Below are 20446 nucleotides of genomic sequence, written 5' to 3'. Positions count from 1 at the left end.
TGTGGCGGCACGCCCACCGCGTTCATATCGAATCTTTCGCTGCGCGAGGTGTATTCGTGCTGCCCGAAAACATTCGATCTGCTGTTCTTTCGCGATACGAGGAGGCTCTGGTGCACGGTACGGAGTTGGGTGGGTTCAGTGCGCGACCACAGGAAGCGCGGGTCGTCGGTCTGCCGTTTCCGCTGACCCCGGCCCAGCTGGGTGTCTGGTACGCACAGCTGCTCGACCCCGATGTACCGATCACCATCGCCCAGTACGTCGATATCGACGGCGAGCTCGATGCCGCTGTGCTGCAGCAGGTTACGGCCGAGGCCGCGCACGCCTACGGTTCACCGCTGGTGCGCATCGGCGAGTTCGACGGTGTCCCGCACCAGTACGTCGACCACACCATCGCGGTCGAGCAGGAGCTGCCGCTGATCGACCTGCGCCACCACGACGACCCCGTGGCCGCCGCGCAGGAATGGATGCGCGCGGAATTCGGCGCCCCCATCGACCTGCTCACCGACCGGCTGGTGGCGGGCGCGGTGTTGCGCGTCGGCGAGACCCGCTGGTTCTGGTACCTGCGCGGCCACCACATCGTGCTCGACGGGTACGGCGCTTTCACCAACTCTCAGCGCATCGCCGAGCTGTACACCGCGCGGATGCTCGACACCCCGGCGCGCGAGGTGGTGCCGGGTGAGCTGTCGGCGCTGGTCGAGGGCGAACAGCGCTACCGCGAGAGCACCCGTTTCGTCGGCGATCGTGAGCACTGGGCTCAGCGGATCGCGGGCTTGGACAGCCCCACCGCGCTCGACGGCCGCACCGCGCCGCGTTCGGCGATCAACCTGGTGACCGGCGGGCGCCTGTCGGAAAAGCTGGTCGACCGTCTGGAAACCATTGCCGCCAGCGATGATTCGACCATCTCCGCGGTACTGCTGGCCGCCTTCGCCGCCTACCTGGGCCGCCTCACCGACCGGCCGGACGCGGTACTGAGCCTGCCCGTCACCGCTCGCACCACCGCGGTCATGCGCCGCTCGGCGGGGATGCTGTCCAATATCGTGCCGCTGCGACTTCCCACGGGTGCGGCGGGCTCACCCGCCACCTGGGGTGAACTGTTGCGCGCGGCCCGGGTCGAGGTGGCGGGCGCGCTGCGTCATCAGCGCTACCGTGCCGAGGACATCCGCCGCGACGCCGAGGACGACGGCCGCCCCGCCCGGCGCGCGCTGTTCGGCCCGCTCGCCAACTTCATGCTCTTCCGCAGTGACCTCACCCTCGGCACCACCACCGGCCGCTACCGGGTGCTGTCCACTGGCCCGATCGAAGACTTGAGTCTCAACGTCTACTACGGCGACCGCGACCGGGTGCACGTCGATTTCGAGGCCAACCCGCATCTCTACGACGCCGACACCCTGGCCAGGCACCACGCCCGCTTCCTCGGCTTCCTCGAGCGGCTGGCCGCTACCGACCTCGACACCGCGCTCGGCGCGATCGAGGTCGCAACCGAACTGGAGCTGCAGGTCAGCACCCGGATCTGGAACTCCACCCGATTCGACATCGACGCCGCGCTGGCCGAGCGTTCGGTGCCGGTCGCGACTCTGCCCGCCGTGTTCGAGGCCCAGGTCGCGCGCACCCCCGATGACGTGGCCGTGCGGATGGCGACGTCCTCGCACGCCGACGCTGGTCGGGACAACGCCGTCGTGTCTTCGGCGGACGCGACCCTCACCTATCGCGAGCTGGCGCAGCGGGCCAACCGGCTGGCCCGGCGGCTGCGCGCGGACGGCATCGGGCCGGAATCGCTGGTGGCGCTGAGTATTCGGCGCTCGCCCGAACTGGTGGTGGCGATGTACGCGGTGCTCGCCGCCGGCGCGGCCTACGTGCCGATCGACCCGGATCATCCGGCTGAGCGCATCGCCCACATCCTCGCCACCGCCGCACCGGCGGCCGTGCTCACGACCACCCGCGATAGTGCACCTGTCGACGGACGGCCGGTGCTGGCCGTCGACGCCCTCGATCTGAGCGACTACGACGACGCCCCGCTGACCGATGCCGACCGCACCGCGCCGCTGCGCCCCGGCCATCCCGCCTACGTCATCTTCACCTCCGGCTCCACCGGTCTGCCCAAGGGCGTCGCGGTCGAGCACGCCGCGATCGTGAACCGCCTCGTCTGGATGCAGCACACCTACCGCCTGCACGGGGTCGACGTGGTGTTGCAGAAGACGCCGATGACCTTCGACGTCTCGGTGTGGGAGTTCTTCTGGCCCTTGCAGATCGGTGCGACGCTGCTGCTCGCCGAGCCGGACGGCCACCGTGACCCCGGCTATCTGCGCCGCGTGATCAGCGAATACGGCGTCACTGTCGCACATTTCGTGCCCTCGATGCTCGAAGTGTTCCTGGCCCAACAGGAAATCGCCGAGCGCACCTCGCTGCGGCTGGTCTTCGCCTCCGGCGAGGCATTGCCCGCCGCGCCTGCCCAGCGGCTGCGGCTGCTGACGGGCGCTCGCCTGCACAATCTCTACGGCCCGACCGAGGCCGCCGTCGACGTCACCTTCCACGAGGTGAACGACAGCGACCGGGTCACGGTGCCGATCGGCGCGCCGGTGTTCAACACCCGGCTCCATGTTCTCGACTCACGGCTGCGGCCCGTTCCGGTCGGGGCTCCGGGTGAGCTGTATCTGTCGGGGGTACAGCTCGCCCGGGGTTATGTCGGACGTCCCGAGCTCACCGCCGGACGGTTCGTCGCCGCGCCCGCGGTGGTCGCCGCCGATTCCGGGCGTGTGCTGCCCGACGGTGGTTCCGGCAGCACTGCCACCCATCCACTGCCGGGTGAGCGGATGTACCGCACCGGTGACCTGGTCCGCTGGACCACCAACGGCGAGCTGGAATACCTGGGGCGCACCGACTTCCAGGTGAAGCTGCGCGGGCTGCGCATCGAGCTCGGCGAGATCGAGTCCGTGTTGGAGAGCGTGGACGCCGCGGCGCGCGCGGTAGTGCTGGTCCGGGACGACGCGGGCGTCGGCGAGCAGTTGGTCGCCTATGTCGTGGAAGCCGAGCCGGGCTCGGTGTCGATCGACGATCTGCGCGAGACCGCACTGCGCGCGCTGCCCGCCTACATGGTGCCTGCGGCGTTCGTGCTGCTCGAGGCCCTTCCGGTGAACGCGTCGGGCAAGCTGGACCGTAAGGCCCTGCCCGCTCCCACCCGCACGGTCGTCACCTACGCCGAACCGGTCGGCCCGGTGGAGCAGACGGTGGCCAGGGTATTCGGCGAGGTCCTCGGCCTCGACCGCATCGGCCGCGACGACGACTTCTTCGCCCTCGGCGGCAACAGCCTGGTCGCCACCCAGGTCGCGGCCCGCCTCGGCGCCGACCTCGGCTGCCGCCTCGGCGTACGCGATCTGTTCGGCGCGACCACCGTGGCCCGCCTCGCCGCCGCCATCGCCGATCGCGACGACACCGGCGTCTCGGCCCAGCTCCCGGTGCTCACCGCGGGCCCCCGCCCGGCGCTGATCCCGCTGTCGCCCGCACAGCAACGGATCTGGTTCCTCAACCGCTTCGATCCCTCGGCGCCCGGCTACAACATGCCGTTCGTCATCCGCCTGCGCGGCACCGCCGATCTCCCGGCCCTGGTCGCGGCCCTGCACGCGGTGGTCGACCGCCACGAGGCGCTGCGGACAGTGTTCCCCGCGGTCGGCACTCCCGGTGGTGAGGTCGCCGAGCAGGTCGTCCGCGATGCCGGGCTGGTCCGTCTCGGCGACCCCGTCGAAGTGCAGGCCGCCGACCTCGACGCGGAGCTCACCCGCTTCGCGCGTACCGGGTTCGACCTCGAACGTGAAGCACCGGTGCGTGCGGGCATCTTCGTTGTTCCGGCCCCCGACACAACTGTGGACAACTCGGCACCACGGACACCGAGCGTCGCGGCGCAGGAGTGTGTCCTCGCTGTCGTGCTGCATCATATTGCGGCAGACGGTGTTTCGCTGCAGGTGCTCGTCCGCGATGTGCTCACCGCGTACCGCGCCGCCACCGACGGCGTCGCCCCCGGCTGGTCGCCGCTGAGTGTGCAGTACGCCGACTACGCCCTCTGGCAGCGCGAGCTCCTCGGTGCCGAAACCGACCCGCAGTCGCTTGCCTCCCGCGAAATCGCTTTCTGGGAGCGGACTCTGGCTGGTCTGCCCGACCAGCTCGAGCTGCCCTCGCGTCGCCGGCGGCCGATCGAGCCGAGCATGCGCGGCGCCCGCACCGCCTTCACCATCGACGCCGATCTGCACCGTCAGCTCGCCGGGCTGGCCCAGCGGGCAGGCGCCTCGCTGTTCATGGTTGTGCACACCGCGTTGTCGGTGCTCCTCGCCCGACTGTCCGGCACCACCGACATCGCCATCGGCACCGGCGTCGCGGGCCGCGGCGACCGGGCCATCGACGACCTGATCGGCATGTTCGTCAACACCCTGGTGTTGCGCACCGAGGTCGACCCCGCCGCGAGCTTCGTCGCCGCGCTCGAGCACACCCGCGAAACCGACCTGGCCGCCTTCGCGCATGCCACCGTTCCCTTCGATCGCCTGGTCGACGTGGTCAACCCGGCCCGCTCGCAGTCCCGGCACCCGCTGTTCCAGGTGGCGCTGAACTTCCAGGCCGTCCTCGACACCACCTTCGACCTGGCGGGCTCGCCGGTGACGGTGCGCGAGATCGAGCTCGACATCACCAAGTTCGACCTACAGCTCACCCTCGCCGAACGACGCGGTGCCGCAGGTGAACCCGCAGGCATCGACGCCGTCACCCTGTACGCCGCCGACCTGTTCGACGCGTCCGAGATGCAGACCCTCGGTGCGCGTTTCGTGCGGCTACTCGCCGCGGCCGTCGCCGCGCCGGACACCGCGGTCGGCGACCTACCGCTGCTGTCGGCGCCCGAACACTCCCAGCTCACCGGCATGCGCGGCACACCGGTCACCGCCACCGGTCTGCTACCCGACCTCCTGGCCGGCGCGGTCGCCGCCGACCCGGATCGCGATGCCGTCACCGACGGCGACCGCACCCTCACCTACCGCGAACTCGACCGGGCGTCGTCACGCCTGGCCAGGGTCCTCATCGACAGCGGCGCCGGCCCCGACGACGTGATCGCCGTCGGCATCCCCCGCTCCATCGAGTCGGTGCTCGCGGTGTGGGCGATCGCCAAGTCCGGTGCCGCCTGGTTGCCCGTCGACCCGAGCTACCCGCTCGATCGGATCACCCATATGGTGACCGATTCCGGGGCCCGACTAGGTCTTACAGTGTCCGAGTCGCTGTCCGCGCTGCCCGGCCCGCTCGATTGGCTGGTCCTCGACGAGCTGAAGCTGATGGCCGAATGCGCCGGGCGTTCCAGCGATCCCGTCACCGACTTCGACCGCGTGCGACCCCTGCGCGCCCAGCACCTCGCCTATGTCATCTACACCTCCGGCTCGACCGGCCTGCCCAAGGGCGTGCTCGTCACCCAGGCGGGTATCGCCGGTTTCGCCGCCGAGGAAACCGCGCGCATGTTCGGCACCGCCGACGCCCGCGTCCTCCAGGTCGGCTCCCCGTCCTTCGACATCTCGGTGATGGAACTACTGCTCGCGGTGAATTCTGCCGCGACGCTGGTGATCGCCCCGCCCGGGCGGCACGTGGGAGCAGAACTGGCCCAGCTGCTTTCGGAACAGCGCGTCACGCACGCCCTGATGACCCCGTCCGGTCTGTCCGTGCTCGACCCCACCCCGCTCGACGCCCTTCGCATGGTGATGGTCGGCGGCGAAGCCTGCCCGCCCGACCTGATCGCCCGCTGGACCGCCGGACCCGTTCCCCGCGCGTTCGTGAACGCCTACGGCCCCTCCGAGACCACCGTCGCCACCAACATCAGCGCCCCGCTCACCGCCGATTCCCCGCTGACCCTCGGCACGCCGCTGCGCGGCATCACCCAGTGGGTCCTCGACTCCCGGCTGCGGCCGGTCCCTGTCGGCGTCGCGGGCGAGCTGTACGTCGCGGGTGCCCAGCTCGCGCGCGGCTATCGCTCCCGCGCCGCACTCACCGCGACCCGCTTCGTCGCCTGCCCGTGGGCGTCGTCGGAGCGCATGTACCGCACCGGAGACCTGGTCCGCTGGACTCCGGAGGGCACCCTCGACTACCTGGGCCGCAACGACGACCAGGTCAAACTCCGGGGTTTCCGCATCGAACTCGGGGAAGTCGAATCCGCCCTGCTCGCCCAGCCCTCGGTTCGTCAGGCCGCGGTGCTGGTGCGCGCCGACCCGCACCGAGGCGATCAGCTCATCGCTTATGTCGTGCCCGCTGTTGAGACCGACGAGCTGATCGATGCGCTCGCCGCCGCCCTGCGCGGCACCCTCGCCGCGCATATGGTGCCGTCCGCGTTCGTGGTGATCGATGCCCTGCCGCTCACCCCCAACGGCAAGCTCGACCGCAAGGCCCTGCCGGAGCCGGTGTTCGCCGCGCGTTCGTTCCGCGCGCCCGCCGCAGGCACCGAGTCCGTGGTGGCCCAGGTCTTCGGCGAGGTGCTCGGTGCCGCGCCGATCGGCGCCGACGACGACTTCTTCGCCCTCGGCGGCAACTCGCTCGTCGCCACCCAGGTGGTGTCGCGTCTGGGCACCGCGCTCGGCCGCACGGTCTCGCTGAAGTCGCTGTTCGAGGCGCCGACCGTCACCGCGCTCGCCGCCCTGCTCGGCACCGCGGACGCGGTCGCGCCGAGGCCCGCGCTGGTGGCAGGCGAACGGCCGCACCGGATTCCGCTGTCCTACGCGCAGCAGCGCATGTGGTTCCTGAACCAGTTCGACGCCGAATCGGTCGCCGACAATATCGCCGCCGCCATCCGCCTCACCGGCGTCATCGACTACGCCGCGATGAACGCGGCCGTCGCCGCGGTCTTCGCCAGACACGAGGCGCTGCGGACCCGCTACCCCGCCGTCGACGGCATCCCGTTCCAGCAGGTGCTCGACGCCGACCAGCTGACAATCACCCTCGAACCGCGCGCGATCGCCCCGGTCGACCTCGGCAACCGGATCCGCGCGCTGGCCGCCGTCCCGTTCGCGGTGGACTCCGAACCCCCGGTCCGCCTGCACCTGCTGCACACCGGCACCGACGAGCACGTCCTCGTCCTCGTGCTGCACCACATCGCCGCCGACGGCTGGTCGGTCGCGCCGCTGACCCGCGATGTGATGGTCGCCTATGCCGCCCACCTGGCCGCCGCAGCACCCCAGTGGACGCCGCTGCCGGTGCAGTACGCCGACTTCGCCCTCTGGCAGCGCGATGCGCTCGGCGCCGAGGACGACGCCGAATCCGCACTGTCACGCCAGCTCACGTTCTGGACGACGGAACTGGCCGACCTGCCCGACCTGCTCTCGCTGCCGAGTGATCGACCGCGCCCGGCCGTGGCCTCGGGACGCGGTGCGCGCCAGGCGTTCACGGTGCCCGCCGAGCTCATCGACCGACTGCGCGGCATCGGTGCGCGAGCCAATGCCTCGCTGTTCATGGTGCTGCACACCGCCTTCGCCACCACCCTCGCCGAACTGTCGGGTCAGCAGGACATCTCGATCGGCACCCCGGTCGCCGGTCGCGGCGACCAGGCGCTCGACGACCTGGTCGGCATGTTCGTCAACACGCTCGTGCTGCGCACCCGGATCCGCCCCGACGCCACCTTCGCCGAACTGCTCGGCACCGTCCGCGACAGCGACCTGCGCGCCCTCGCCAACGCCGACGTCACCTTCGACCGGCTCGTGGAGGTGCTCAACCCCGAGCGATCGACCGCCCGGCACCCGCTGTTCCAGGTGATGCTCGACTTCCAGAACAACTCCCGAACCGAACTCGAACTCGCGGGCCTGACCGCCACGGAGCTCGAGATCGATACCCACACAGCCAAATTCGACCTGCACCTCACGCTGCGCGAGACCACCGACGGCCTGCTCGCCCGCTTCGAGTACGCGACCGACCTCTTCGACGCGCAGACCATCACAGATTTCGGCACCCGCTTCCTGCGGACGCTGGATACGGTGACCGCCGATCCCGACGTCGTGATCGGCGACATCGACCTCCTCGACGCCGACGAGCGTATTCGCGTGCTCGGCGCCTGGAACGCCACCGAGTACCCGGTCGACGAACGCATGACGCTGGCCTCGCTGTTCGCGGCGCAGGCCGAGCGCACCCCGAACGCGACCGCGGTGACCCTCGAGGGCGAGTCGCTGAGCTATTCCGGGTTCGCGGATGCGGTGAATCGCCTTGCCCGCCTGCTGATCTCGATCGGCGTGCGCCCCGACCGCACCGTGGCAATCGGCATGCGCCGTTCGATCGACTCGGTCGTCGCCATGTACGCCGTCATCGCCGCCGGTGGCGCCTACGTGCCCCTCGACCCGGATCACCCCGCCGAGCGCATCGCCCAGGTGATCGCCGCCGCCGACCCGGTCTGCGTACTGACCCGCCGCAGCGACGACCTCGACCTCACCGGGGTGGAGGCGACGGGAGAGCACTGCGCGGTTCTCGATCTCGAGCAGGTCGACACCACCGACTACTCGGCCGAGCCGATCACCGACGCCGACCGCCTGGCCACGCTCACCCGGGACAACGCCGCCTACCTGATCTTCACCTCGGGCTCCACCGGCACACCCAAGGGCGTCGTCGTCTCCCATGCCGCGATAGTCAACCGACTGGTGTGGATGCAGGACGCCTACCGGCTCACCCCCGACGACGCCGTGCTGCAGAAGACCCCGGCCACCTTCGACGTCTCGGTCTGGGAGTTCTTCTGGCCCTTGCAGATCGGTGCCCGGCTCGTGCTCGCCCGTCCGGACGGTCACCGCGACCCCGCCTATCTGATCCGGCTGATCACCGACGAGCGGATCACCGTCGCCCACTTCGTCCCGTCGATGCTGTCGGTCTTCGTCGCGGTGCTCGACAGTGCGCACGCCGACGAGGCGACCACGCGGACCGCCGGGGACTGCGCATCGCTGCGGCTGGTGTTCGCCTCCGGCGAGGCACTGGCGCCCGCGCCCGCCCAGCTGCTGCGCGGGCTCACGGGGACGGCTGTGCACAACCTGTACGGCCCCACCGAGGCGGCGGTGGACGTGACCTTCCATGAGGTGATCGACGCCGATACCGTCACCGTGCCGATCGGTGCGCCGGTGCACAACACCCAGGTCTACGTCCTCGACGGCCGCCTGCGCCCGGTCCCGGTCGGCGTGCCCGGCGAGCTGTATCTGGCGGGCGCCCAGCTCGCTCGCGGCTACGCGGGCCGCGCCGACCTCACCGCCGACCGCTTCGTCGCCAACCCGTTCACCACCGCCGAGCGCATGTATCGCACCGGTGACCTCGTCACCTGGACGTCGGCCGGCGAGCTGGAGTACCTGGGCCGCACCGACTTCCAGGTGAAGCTGCGTGGTCTGCGCATCGAACTCGGCGAGATCGAAGCCGTGCTCTCCGGGGTTCCCGAGATCACCCAGGCCGCGGTGATCGTGCGCGACGAGACCCTGGTCGCGTATCTCGTCGCCGCACAGCATGTCGACGTCGATGCGGTGAAGTCCACGCTCAGCCGCACCCTGCCCGCCTACATGGTCCCCGCGGCCTTCGTCGTTCTCGACGAGTTCCCGCTCAACTCGTCGGGCAAGCTCGATCGAAAGGCGCTGCCCGCACCGAGTTTCGAGGCGGCTGTCTTCCGCGCGCCGTCCACCGAGGTCGCGCGCATCGTCGCGGCCACCTTCGCCACGGTGCTCGGCTTCCCCGCCGACCGCGAAGTCGGTCTAGACGACGACTTCTTCGCCCTCGGCGGCAACTCCCTCAACGCCACCCAGGTCGCGGCCCGCCTCGGCGCCGCCCTCGACACCCAGATCCCGGTTCGGCTGCTGTTCGACGCACCGACGGTGGCCGATCTGGCCGACCGGTGCACTGCCCTGCGCGGCACCGGCGGGCGGCTCGAACTCACCACTCGGGAACGGCCCCGGCGGATTCCGTTGTCCGCGGCGCAGCGCCGGATGTGGTTCCTCAACCGCTACCTCGCCGACGTCGACGGCATCGGCGACGCTGTCGACAACATCCCCGTCGCGCTGCGGCTCACCGGCGACCTCGACCTCGCTGCCCTCGAAGCGGCTCTCGCCGATGTGGTCGCCCGGCACGAAACCTTGCGAACCAGCTACCCGGAGGGGCCGGAGGGCGCCGAACAGGTGATCTCGGACGCCACCGCAATCACTCTGCGGCCCGAGGCGATCACCGAGACGGAGTTGCCCGAACGCCTGCTGTCGTGCGCCGCGGTCCGATTCGACCTCACCGCCGAGGTCCCGCTCCGCGCGGCCTTGTTCGCGCTGAACACCGACCACGTGCTGGTTCTGGTGGTCCACCACATCGCCGCCGACGGTTTCTCGCTCGGCCCGCTGGCCGCCGATCTGATGGCCGCCTACGCCGCGCGCCGCGCGGGCGCCACCCCCACCTGGACGCCGCTGCCCGTCCAGTACGCCGACTACGCCCTCTGGCAGCACGAAAACCTGGGCGAGACAGCCGATCCCGCGTCGCTCGCGCACACCCAACTGGCGTTCTGGCGCCATGGCCTCGCCGGTCTCCCCGAGCAGCTCGACCTGCCCACCGACCGTCCCCGCCCGGCCGAGTCCACCTTCCGTGGCGCCGTCCACCGCTTCCAGATCGACTCCGATCTGCACAGTGAACTGCGCGAACTCGCGCGCAAGCACGAGGCCACCCTGTTCAGCACGGTGCACGCAGCGCTCGCGGTCCTGCTGGCCCGCCTGTCCGGGGGCAGCGACATCGCCATCGGCACACCGGTCGCGGGCCGCGGCGAGGCCGCCCTCGACGGGCTGATCGGCATGTTCGTCAACACCCTGGTACTGCGCACCCAGATCGACCCGCGCGCCGAATTCGAAACGACCCTCGACGCCGTCCGGGCCGGCGACCTCGACGCCCTCTCGCACGCCGACGTCCCGTTCGAGCAGGTCGTCGATGCCATCGACCCGGCGCGAGCCCGCAACCGGCACCCGCTGTTCCAGGTGGCGCTGGCGCTACAGAACTTCACCGTTCCCGCGCTGGAGGCCGCGGACCTGCGCGTGGAATCTCTCGATTTCGACGCCGCCGTGGCGAAGTTCGACCTGCAGTTCACCCTCGGCGAATCCGACGACATCGATGGCCGCGCGAACGGCATGTCCATCGAGATCGCCTACGCCACCGATCTGTTCGACGAGGGCAGCGTCGCCGTGCTGGCCCGGCGCTTCACTCAGGTGCTGGCCGCCGTCGTCGCCGACCCGACCGTCGTGGTGGGCGACATCCAGTTGCTCAGCGCCGAAGAACAGCAGCGCACCCTGCACGATTGGTCGTCCACCGGCGAATCGGTGGCCGCCGCCGACACCATGGTGGACCGGTTCGCCCGCGTCGCCGCCCTCGACCCCACCGCCATCGCCGTGAAAGCGGGCGAGCGCGCGCTGACCTACGGCGAGCTCGATGCCTGGTCCAACCGTCTCGCCCGCCGACTCGTCGCCGCGGGCGTCGGCCCGGAATCGCTGGTAGCGGTCACCCTGCCGCGGTCGGTGGAGCTGCCGGTCGCTCTGCTCGCCGTACTGAAGGCAGGCGGGGGCTACCTGCCGATCGACCCCAACTACCCCGCCGATCGCATCGAATACGTCCTCGACGATGCCCGCCCGCAGTGTGCGATCACCAACGACGACACCGGCCTGGCGCACGACTGGTTCGGTGGTCCGGTCATCGATCCCGGCGCGGACAACCTGTCCGACTTCGGCACCGACGCCCTGACCGACGCGGACCGGCGTAGCCCGCTGGCTCCCGCCAACGCCGCCTACGTCATCTACACCTCCGGCTCGACCGGCCGCCCCAAGGGCGTCGTCGTCCCGCACACGAATGTCATCGCGCTGCTGGACAACACCGCGCAGCGCTTCGGCTTCGGACCGTCCGACGTGTGGACGATGTTCCACTCCTACGCCTTCGACTTCTCGGTGTGGGAACTGTGGGGCGCCCTGCTCCACGGCGGCTCGATCGTTCTCGTCGACTACTTCACCTCCCGTTCGCCCGAACAGTTCCGCGAACTGCTCCGCACCGAACGCGTCACCGTTCTCAACCAGACGCCGTCCGCGTTCCACCAGCTCATCGCCGCCGACCTGGCCGCGCCCGCACCCACCGAATACGCCCTGCGCACAGTGATCTTCGGTGGCGAGGCGCTCGAACCGCAACGCCTCGCCGGCTGGTTCGCCCGCTACCCGGACTCGCCCCGCATGGTGAACATGTACGGCATCACCGAGACCACCGTCCACGCCTCCTACCGGGAGATCACCCCGCACACCGGCTCGGCCAGTGTGATCGGCGGCGCGCTCGCGGGACTCACAGTGCGCGTGCTGGATTCGCGCCTGCGTCCCGTCCCGCTCGGCGTTCCCGGCGAAATCTACGTCTCCGGACCGCAATTGGCGCGTGGCTACCTGGGTCGACCCGACCTGACCGCGAGCCGCTTCGTCGCCGACCCCTACGGTCCTGCCGGATCCGTCGCCTACCGGTCCGGTGACCTCGCCCGCTGGACGGTCGTGGCCGACGACGCCACGGGGGCGCTCGCGTCGGCGCGCGCCACGCACGTCGACCTCGAATACCTCGGCCGCGCCGACCAGCAGGTCAACCTCCGTGGCTTCCGCGTCGAGCTCGGCGAGATCGAAGCGGCGCTGCTGCACAGCTCGATCGCACCTCGCGAAGTCGCCGTGCTGGTGCGGACCGACCTCGTCGACGAGCCGCGCATCGTGGCCTACGTGGTCGGGGAGTCCGACCACCTCGACACCGCCGCCCTGCGCAAGGAGCTGGCACGCACCCTGCCCGAGCACATGCTCCCGGCAGCCGTCGTGCCGGTCGCGCGCATTCCGCTCACGGTCAACGGCAAGCTCGATCGCGCGGCCCTGCCCGCCCCCGTCTTCGAGACCACCACCTACCGCAGGCCGACCACCGTCACCGAGCAGATCATCGCCGCCGTGTACACCGAGGTGCTCGGCCGTGCCGACGATCAGCCGATCGGCGCCGACGACGACTTCTTCGCCCTCGGCGGCAGCTCGCTGCTGGCAGCAAAGGCGGTGGCCCGTATCGGCGCCGCGCTCGACCGGCGCGTGGGTGTCCGGATGCTGTTCGAGGCGCCGAGCGTCGCCGAACTGGCCGCCGCGATCGACGCCCAGTCGAAGGTCGATCGCCCCGCGCTGGTCGGCCGGGCCCGCCCCGAGTTGCTCCCGCTGTCCCCGGCCCAGCAGCGGATGTGGTTCCTCAACCGCTTCGACCGCGCCTCGGTGGCCTACAACATCCCGTTCGCGCTGCGCCTGAGTGGGGCGCTCGACGTCACCGCGCTGCGCGCCGCGATGGCCGACGTGGTCGCCCGCCACGAATCGCTGCGCACCGTGTACCCGGAAGTCGACGGCACACCCGCGCAGTCGATCGTCGCTGCCGCCGAAGCGATGCCGACGCTGGCTCCACCGGTGAACACCGAAGCGGCCGTAGGCGACACGCTCACGCCGGTGGCGACCAGCGAGGCAGCGCTTCCCGCCGCGATTCGCGAACTGGCCGAGACCACCTTCGACGTCACCACCGAGATCCCGGTGCGCATGCGGCTGTTCCGGGTGGACGACACCGAATTCGTGCTGGCCGGCGTCCTGCACCACATCGCCGCCGACGGCTCCTCCATCGCCCCGTTCGTCGCCGACCTCATGCGGGCCTATACCGCCCGGCTCGCCGACACCGCCCCCGGCTGGGCGCCGCCCGCCGTGCAATTCGCCGATTACGCGCTGTGGCAGCGTGACCTGCTCGGCGACGAAGCCGACCCGGAATCCCTCGCCGCCCAGCAGGTCGGCTACTGGCAGACCCAGCTGGCCGGACTTCCCGACCAGCTGGCCCTGCCGACCGACCGTCCCCGCCCCGCCCGCCAGACCCTGCGCGGCGACAAGGTGAGTTTCACCGTCGACGCCGACCTGCACGCCGCGCTGTCCGCGCTCGGGCGCGACAACGGCGCCACCCTGTTCATGGTGGTGCACGCGGCGTTCGCGGCCCTGCTGGCCCGCATCTCCGGTACCGCCGACATCGCCGTCGGCACCCCGAACGCGGGCCGTGGCGAAGCCGAGCTCGACGAGGTCATCGGCATGTTCGTCAACACCCTGGTCTTGCGGACCCCGGTCGTGAGCGACGCCCCGTTCACCGAACTGCTCGCCACCGCGCGGGCCGCCGACATCGCCGCGTTCTCACACGCCGATGTGCCGTTCGAGCGGTTGGTCGAGGTGCTCAACCCCGCCCGCTCCACCGCGCGACACCCGCTGTTCCAGGTCGGCTACTCGTTCCAGAACCACGACCGCGCTCAGCTCGAACTTCCCGGCCTGTCCGTCTCCGCTGTCGAATTCGATGCCGGTGTCGCGCAGTTCGACCTGCATCTGTTCGCCCTGGACAACTACACCGCGGACGGCACCCCGGCGGGGATCGAGATGGCCCTCGGCTACGCCACCGAGCTGTTCGACGCCGAAACAGCCGAACGCTTCGCCGGTCAGCTGTGCCGGATCCTCGCATCCGTCAGCGGCGCGGCGGAGACCGCCATCGGTGACCTCGACATGCTCGGTGCCGACCGCGAGCTGCTGCTCGAAACATGGAACGACACCGCCCGTCCCGTCGAGTCCACCACCCTCGCCGAACTGGTTGCGCGCCAGAGCGACCTGACCCCCGACGCGCTCGCGCTGGTAGACGATGAAACCGGCGAGTCCCTGGATTACGCCACCTTCGACGCACAGGTCAACCAGGTCGCCAGGCTCCTGATCGCCGAGGGAGTCGGCCCGGAGCGCACCGTGGTACTGGCCATGCGCCGCGGCATCGACCTCGTCATCGCCATGCACGCCGTCGTCCGGGCGGGCGGCGCGTACGTGCCGATCGACCCCGACCACCCGGCCGACCGTATCGCCTACCTCGTCACCACCGCGGCGCCCCTGTGCGTGCTCACCACCGCCGCCGACGGACTGCCGATCGCCGTGGACGTTCCGGTCTTCGAGCTGGACCACCGCGCGCTGCGCGAACTCTCGACGGAGCCGGTGACCGATGCCGAGCGCATCGCCCCGCTGCGCCCCGAGCATCCCGCGTACATCATCTTCACCTCCGGCTCCACCGGCGTGCCCAAGGGCGTCACCGTCCCACACGCCGCGATCGTCAACCAGCTCGGCTGGCTGCGCGAGCGCTTCACCATGACCACCGCCGACCGGGTGCTGCTGAAGACCCCCGCCACCTTCGACCTCTCGGTCTGGGAGTTCTGGTCACCCCTCACCTCCGGCGGTGCCCTGATCGTCACCCGCCCCGGCGACGAACGCGACCCGGACCGCCTGCGCGCCACCATGACCCGGCACGGCGTCACGGTCTTGCATGCCGTTCCCTCGCTCGTCGGCATGCTCCTGGCCACCGAAGCGACACCCGCGCTGCCTGTTTCGTTGCGCGCCGTCCTCGCGATCGGTGAAGCCCTGCCCGCGGCGACGGCCACCGCGTTCCGTGCCGTCGGCGCCACCGCAGTCCTGCACAACCTGTACGGCCCGACCGAGGCAGCCGTCTCGATCACCGAATATGAAGTGGCGCACGATCTGTCGCACGTCGTGCCGATCGGTACTCCCGTCTGGAACAGCGCGCTCTACGTTCTCGACGCCCGGTTGCATCCCGTCCCGATCGGCGTCGCGGGCGAGCTCTATCTGTCCGGTGATCAGCTCGCCCGCGGCTACCACGGGCGCCATGCCCTCACCGCCGACCGGTTCGTCGCGAATCCCTTCGCCGACACCGGCTCGCGGATGTATCGCACCGGCGACATCGTCCGTCGGCGCGCCGACGGCACGGTCGAATACCTCGAACGCGCCGACTTCCAGGTCAAGATCGGTGGCTTCCGCATCGAACTCGGCGAGGTCGAAACAGCCCTGCTGCGCTGCGCCGAAGTCCGGGCGGCAGTCGCGATCGCCACGACCGACGAGCGGGCGGGTGCCCGCCTGATCGCCTACGCGGCGGTCGCGGACCTGGCCCCGGGCGACGAGCCCGCCATCGCCGCCCGCCTGCGCGGAGAGCTCGCCGCCGACCTGCCCGCCTACATGGTTCCGGCGGCGCTGGTGGTGCTCGACGCGCTGCCCCTCAACGCCAACGGCAAAGTCGACCGGAAGGCGCTGCCCGAACCGCAGTTCGCCGAAGCGGCCTTCCGCGCTCCGGTCACCGCGGTCGAACAGCTTGTCGCCCAGACGTTCACCGAGGTGATCGGCTGCGCCGCCGCCGGACTCGACGACGACTTCTTCGCCCTCGGCGGCAACTCGCTGATGGCAACCCGCCTGGCTGCCCGCCTCGGCGCCGCGCTCGGCGTCCACGTCGCCGTGGCCGCGGTCTTCGACGCACCGACAGTCGGCGCGCTGGCCGCGCACCTCGCCACCGCCGATCGCACCATCGCCCGCCCCCCGCTGACCAAGCGCACCGGCGAAGGGCCCGCGGTCCTCTCGCCCGCGCAGCAGCGCATGTGGGTGCTGCACCAGCTCTCGCCACAGTCCTCGGCCTACCACATCCCGGCCGCCATCCGCCTGACCGGCGAGCTCGACCTACCCGCCCTGCAGGCGGCCGTCGCCGACCTGCTGGCCCGCCACGACACCCTGCGCACCCGCTACCCGGACACCACCGACGGCCCGATCCAGCAGGTGATGCCCGCCTGGTCCGCCGCCGTCGACCTCACCCCTCTCCCGGTGGCGCCCGCCGATGTCGAAACCCGGATCGCGGCGCTCGTCGCGCAGCCCTTCGACATCACCGCCGCGCCCCCGATCCGGGTCGCCCTCTACCGCCTCGGCGACAACGAGCACGTCCTCGTCGTCGTGGTGCACCACGTCAGCGCGGACGGATACTCGATCGACCCGCTCACCCGGGACCTGGTGCGCGCCTACGTGGATCGCGGCCAGGGGCGCGAACCGGGCTGGGCCCCACTGATAATCCAGTACGGCGATTTCAGTGCCTGGCAGCGCGACCTGCTCGGCTCCGAGTCCGACCCCGGCAGTGTGCTCACCCAGCAGCTCGCCTACTGGACCCGCGAGCTCGCCGGCGCACCCGAACTACTGGCGTTGCCGACAGACCGCCCGCGCGCGGCCCGTCGTGAAATGCGTGGTGCGACGATCGAATTCGACATCGATTCCGCACTCACCACCCGCCTCGACGACGTGGCCCGCGCCAACGGAACCACCCTGTTCACACTGATCCACAGCGCGCTGGCAGTGCTGCTGGCCAAGCAATCCGGCAGCGCGGACATCACCATCGGCGCACCGGTCTCCGGTCGTGGCGCCCGCGAACTCGACGACCTCGTCGGCATGTTCGTCAACACCGTCGCCCTGCGCACCGAAGTCGACGCTCGCGCACCGTTCACCGACCTGCTCACCCAGGCGAAGCGCCGCGATCTGGCCGCGCTGTCCCATGCCGATGTTCCGTTCGAGCAGGTGGTCGACGCCGTGGGTCGCACCCGTACCGGCGCCTACACCCCGCTGTTCCAGGTGATGCTGACCTTCCAGAACATGCCGCCCGGCGGTATCGAGCTCCCCGGCCTCCACGTCCAAACCTTGGACCCCGGGCTCACCGAGGCCAAATTCGACCTGCATCTCACCGCCCTGCAGCGCTATCGCGACGACGGCGCGGTGGACGGCCTCGACATTCACTTCGGCTACGCCACAGACCTGTTCGACGCGTCGACGGTCCGGACCATGGCCGAGCGATTCCGCAAGGTACTCACCACCGTCGCCGCCGACCCCACCGTGGCGGTGCGCGCGATCGACCTGCGCACCGATGCCGAAAAGACCCCGACCACCTACACCATCGCCGATCTTCCGGGCCTCGTCGGCTCGGCAGCTCGGCTCGCGCCGGCGACCGTGGCATTCACCCACGGCGAGCACGCCATCTCTTACGGAGCACTCGACGCCAAGCTCGCCGCGGTGAGCAGGGCGATGGGCGCGAAGATGAAACCTGAAGCGTTGGTGAACGTCGCGCTGGCCGGCCTCGTGCCCGGCGTGCTCGCCGCACTCGGCGCGGCCGGTCTCACTTCGACTCTGCAAACACTGGTGACCGATGCTGCCGCGGTAATCGCCGGGACAGCGTCGGTTGACGACTCGGAAGGACAACTCTGATGTCGCACACGGATTCGGTCACGACCGCTGCCACCCTCGCCGCGCTCCTGCGTGACCTGGACGGCGATCGACCACGTGACCCGGCGACTCTGCTCGCCGCCTTCTCCACCTACGCCGACCGCGAACCCGACATCCTCGCGGTCCGCGACGGCGAAATCGGTCTCACCTACGGCGAACTGGCCGAGCGAGTCGATGCGTTGGCCGCCGCGCTCCTCGAGCACGGTGTCGGCCCCGAAACCACTGTCGCGGTGTCGCTCCCGCGTTCGGTGGAATTGGTGGTCGCTGTGCACGCGGTGCTCGCCGCCGGCGGTGCGTTCGTGCTGCTCGACCCCACCGGCCCCGGTGACGTGCAGCGACGCACTGCCGCGCTGGCCGCGCCCGCCTTGATCCTCACCAGCGACGGAACACCGCACCCCGCCGGGTTCCCGGTCGTGCACACCGACGCCACGGTCGACGTCACCCCCGATGAGCTACCGGGGCCGGGCGCGGACAACCCCGCCTACCTGGTCGTCGATGTCGTTGCCGCGACCGCCGTCGTCGTCGGGCATCGCGCGGCGCAGGCCAATTCGAGCTGGCGCCAGCGACTCTGCGGTATCGGTATCGGCGATTCGGTGCTCTGGCACGCACCGCTGGCCGGCCAGGCCGCGGTGGGGGAGATGCTGCTCGCGCTGCAAACCGGTGCCACGCTGGTGGTTTCGCCGTCGGCGGTGCTCGCCGACGCGATTGCCGAAACGCAGGTGACCGCAGCATGTTTCGATCATGCCGAGCTCGCCGAGCTGGCAGCACTGCCCGATGCCGAGCAGCGTCTGGACTCGCTGCGCGTGGTGCTCGGCTCGGGTGGGCCACTGCTCGCGGAAACCGCCGCCGCCCTGCGTGCGGTGAGCGGTGCGACGCTATGGCACGTCTACGGCAGGCCCGAGACGGCGGGCGAGTTCGTCGCGCACGAGGTGACCGGCGCCGACCTGGAGGTGGTCCCGTTCGGATCGGCCGCTGACGATGTCGAACTGCTGATCCTCGACGAGCACCTGTGCCCGGTAGCCGACGGCGAAATCGGTGAACTCTATGTCTCCGGTGTGCAATTGGCGCGCGGATACGTCGGCAGACAGGCCACCGCGGCGACCTTCCTCGCGAACCCCATCGGTCCGGTGGACGACCGCATGTTCGCCACCGGCGACCTCGTGCGCCGCAGGCCGCCGGGCGACGCCTGGACGGCCGAGATCGAATTCGTCGGCCGCATCGATGACGGGCCCTACGCCCGCGCGACCGGTCTCGCCGACGAACTACTGCTCGACGAGTTCGAAGCCCAAGCCGCCGCAACCCCTTTCGACCCGGCCGTCGTCCATGCGCCGACCGACGGCCCGACCTCGATCATCACCTACGGTGACCTCGACCGGCGCACCAATCAGCTGGCCCGGCATCTGACCGCGCTCGGCATCGGCCCGGAATCGGCTGTGCTCGTGGATGTCCCAGGTTCCATCGAGTTCGTGGTCGCGGCATACGCGGTCCTCAAAGCCGGTGGGACCGTGGTACCGATCGACACCGCGAACCCCCGGCTCCCACCGATCGTCAACCCGGCCCTGGCCCTGACCATCGCCGCCCGCGAGCACCTCGGCACCTACGACATCCCGACGGTGACGGTCGATCGGGCATCTCTGTCCAACTATTCGAGCGAACCCATCGCCCGCGGCGAACATCGCGCTCCGATCCTGCCGCAGCACCCCGCCTTCGTGCTGTTCCCCCCTGGCGCAACGCACAGCGTCACCATCAGCCATGCCGCCGCCGTGCACCGGGTCACCGCCATGCAGGCCCGCCACCACCTCACCACTCGCGATGTCTATCTGCACCAATCCCATACCGGCGACGCCACCGCTTGGCACGGCTACCTGTTACCCCTGCGAGTCGGCGCGACCGTCGTCCTCACCGAACCGCCCGACCCCACCCGGTTAGCCGCCCTCATCGCCGCCTACGGCGTCACCGTCACCGACTTCACCCCCCACTTCCCGCCCGCCCGCACCAGCCACAGCGACCGCCTGTTCCGCACGAGCGAGCTCGCCCACCACGAAATCGAAGGCACCCCAGCAGCATTAGCCCACCTCGGCACCCTCCTCGGAAAGGCCACCCCATGACCAACCCGTTCGACGACGACAACGCCCAGTTCTACGTCCTGGTCAACACCGAAGGCGAACACTCCCTCTGGCCCACCTTCGCCGCCGTCCCCGGCGGCTGGTCGGTAGCCTTCGGCGCCGCCCCCCGAACCTCCTGTCTCCACTACGTGGAATCCCACTGGCTCGACATGCGCCCCAACTCCCTCATCGCCGCCATGTCCAACAAACCCTGAGGGATCAGCCCGCCGC

The 20446-nt window shown here is 70.4% G+C and carries 3 protein-coding genes; all 3 read left to right on the top strand.

Going from position 1 to position 20446, the window contains the following annotated elements; all coding sequences use genetic code 11:
• The first annotated feature begins 110 nt into the window (after positions 1 to 110).
• Genes ACWGCN_RS23515 through ACWGCN_RS23505 form a run of 3 tightly spaced genes read left to right on the top strand, consistent with a single transcriptional unit; the run spans position 111 to position 20430 of the window.
• The gene (locus ACWGCN_RS23515; protein WP_452459143.1) at positions 111 to 18092 is read left to right on the top strand and encodes a non-ribosomal peptide synthase/polyketide synthase; all 17982 of its coding nucleotides are present in this window, start codon (positions 111 to 113) and stop codon (positions 18090 to 18092) included.
• Positions 18092 to 20218 (top strand): AMP-binding protein, encoded by a 2127-nt coding sequence (locus ACWGCN_RS23510; protein ID WP_452459142.1) that lies wholly within the window; start codon positions 18092 to 18094, stop codon positions 20216 to 20218. The genes ACWGCN_RS23515 and ACWGCN_RS23510 overlap by 1 nt, the downstream gene beginning before the upstream one ends.
• Complete coding sequence (locus ACWGCN_RS23505) at positions 20215 to 20430, top strand: MbtH family protein (protein WP_056814159.1); 216 nt, start codon at positions 20215 to 20217, stop codon at positions 20428 to 20430. Before ACWGCN_RS23510 ends, ACWGCN_RS23505 begins: the two co-directional genes overlap by 4 nt.
• The last annotated feature ends 16 nt before the right edge of the window (positions 20431 to 20446 follow it).

It is taken from the genome of Nocardia sp. NPDC055050, from assembly GCF_053608345.1.
The sequence above is the reverse complement of the archived record's forward strand: the minus strand, read 5'-3'. Positions and strand labels throughout refer to the sequence as shown.